This window comes from Seohaeicola saemankumensis (assembly GCF_021021435.1).
Lineage (GTDB): Bacteria > Pseudomonadota > Alphaproteobacteria > Rhodobacterales > Rhodobacteraceae > Seohaeicola.
Map to the genome: position 1 here is coordinate 1 of NZ_JAINWI010000054.1, position 1,933 is coordinate 1,933.

Annotated in this window: 3 protein-coding genes and 1 pseudogene; 3 read left to right on the forward strand and 1 reads right to left on the reverse strand. The window is 57.5% G+C overall.

Annotated features, from left to right (window positions below; all coding sequences use genetic code 11):
* Positions 1-327 precede the first annotated feature (327 nt).
* The 3 genes and pseudogenes from K7H22_RS19900 (at position 328) to K7H22_RS19910 (ending at position 1,503) form a co-directional block, all read left to right on the forward strand.
* On the forward strand, positions 328-963 hold the full coding sequence (locus K7H22_RS19900; protein ID WP_230802546.1) for an OmpA family protein: 636 nt from the start codon (positions 328-330) through the stop codon (positions 961-963).
* Positions 964-1,056: 93 nt separating this feature from the next.
* Positions 1,057-1,212, forward strand: a pseudogene (locus K7H22_RS19905) (CsbD family protein); the annotation flags it as partial.
* A gap of 54 nt (positions 1,213-1,266) precedes the next feature.
* On the forward strand, positions 1,267-1,503 hold the full coding sequence (locus tag K7H22_RS19910) for a hypothetical protein (RefSeq protein ID WP_230802548.1): 237 nt from the start codon (positions 1,267-1,269) through the stop codon (positions 1,501-1,503).
* A gap of 133 nt (positions 1,504-1,636) precedes the next feature.
* On the opposite strand, the gene K7H22_RS19915 is transcribed toward K7H22_RS19910, so the two are convergent.
* Positions 1,637-1,933: VIT1/CCC1 transporter family protein (locus tag K7H22_RS19915; protein WP_230802547.1), on the reverse strand; the 297-nt coding region annotated here is incomplete at its 5' end.

Below are 1,933 nucleotides of genomic sequence, written 5' to 3' on the forward strand. Positions count from 1 at the left end.
CCATCATCCTTACTTAAGTTGATGGTCTCCGACAAACCCGGAGCGATTCATTTCGGCTGGCGGTCTTTTTAACCGTGCCGTCAGTCATCTATTTACCGACGCTCATGGGCAAGTCGGGCCGCTGAGTATCATTTCACCACCGCCACGCATTGGGATAGCTGGGTAATCTCTTGGAGTGGGTTTGGCGACGCAACTGGATTCAATTCTATAGGCTGATCAGGGTTAGTGCGGCTCTTGAGACAACAGGCGAAAAAGACTCAATCGCCGTGTCCAGGACATGGAACTACGTCATCTTCTGGAAGGGCTCACTCCAAAAGGACAAGTTCCATGATCAAGATTGCAGGACCTCTCTCTGCCGCAACTGTCATCGCCTTGACCGGCTGCACCTACAACAATGGTACGCCGAAACAACCTGCAACGGGTGCGGTTATCGGTGGTGTGACAGGGGCAGCCATTGGAAACGTCATTGGGGATGACACTCGATCCACTATCATCGGCGGCGCGATCGGTGCTGCAGTCAGAGGTGCCATCGGGGCCAACATCGCCCAACAGGAACGCGAGTTGAACCAGCAGCTCGCTGGCACTGGCGCGATCATCACCAACACCGGCAGCCAGCTCCGTGTTATTCTGCCAGAGGGTGTGACCTTCCCGACAGGATCCTCCACGGTGGCATCCAGTTTCCTGCCAGCCCTGCGCGAGGTCGCCCGCTCACTGAACGCACATCCGAACTCGACGGTCCGTGTTGTGGGTCATACCGACAACGTCGGCTCTGCTGCATATAACCAACAGCTGAGCCAAGATCGGGCATTGGCCGTTGCTCGCATCCTGATCAGAGACGGCGTATCCGCATCGCGGATCAATTATTCTGGTCGCGGGTACAACGAGCCGATCACGACGAACGTCACTGCTGTCGGCAGGGCGCAAAATCGTCGGGTCGAAATCGTGACTACGCCCACGCGCTGAGCTCTATCAAAACGAAACCGGCACAAAAACGCGGCAGAATGCTTTATGTTCACCCTGCGTTTGGCGGCCGCAACCCTCGAGAAGGAATACACCATGGACAAGGATCGGGTAATCGGCTCCGCAAAGGTCGTCAAAGGCAAGGCTAAGGTTGCACTCGGCAAGGCGATCAGCGACGCGAAGCTCGAGTCAGAGGGTCAGGCCGAAAAGGTCGAAGGCAAGGTCCAGAACGCTGTCGGCGGCATCAAGGATACGATCCGTGACGCATATCCCCCGCATCGCACTTGTCGGAAAGGCCAATACCCTATGACGGACGACCAAATACATTCAGGAATGGCTGCGCTTACCATCTGCGAAGCCCTGCTTCTCGCGCTGAATGATGCGCATATTTTGCCCGAGAAAGAAATCATGGGTGTTCTCACGGATGCAGCGGCAACCCACGAAAACTTTGTCGGGTCTGAAGCAGATGCCGTAAAGCACCGCGCCGCTGCAGCACTGATCCGACGGATCATCGCCGGAGGGAATTCAGTCCGCAGACCCTGAACGCGGTTCTGGACGGCGGCGACACTGGATGAATGCCACACTTCGTCAAATAGTTCTCTGGTTGTCTTGGCCTATACGCCTCTGCAAGCCCCCGAAACGGTCCGGAACTTTATCTTGATCACGGCTCTGCCCGCTATCCGACTGTCACGCCGAACACCATGCCCACTGTGGCCGTAGCAGCCATGGCCAAAGCGCCCCAGAACGTTACCCGGACAGCGCCCCGGGCAAGCCCCGCACCTCCCGCAGAAGCACCGGCTGCGCCCAAGATCGCAAGGGCTATCAGTGTTGTTCCCGCGACCACGGACACAAGCTGCGCCGCGGGCGCCATCAATGTGATGACCAACGGGATGACCGCCCCAACAGCAAAGGTCAGTGCAGAAACGACAGCCGCCTGGATTGGATGCGCGGTCACCGTCTCTGAAATCCCCAA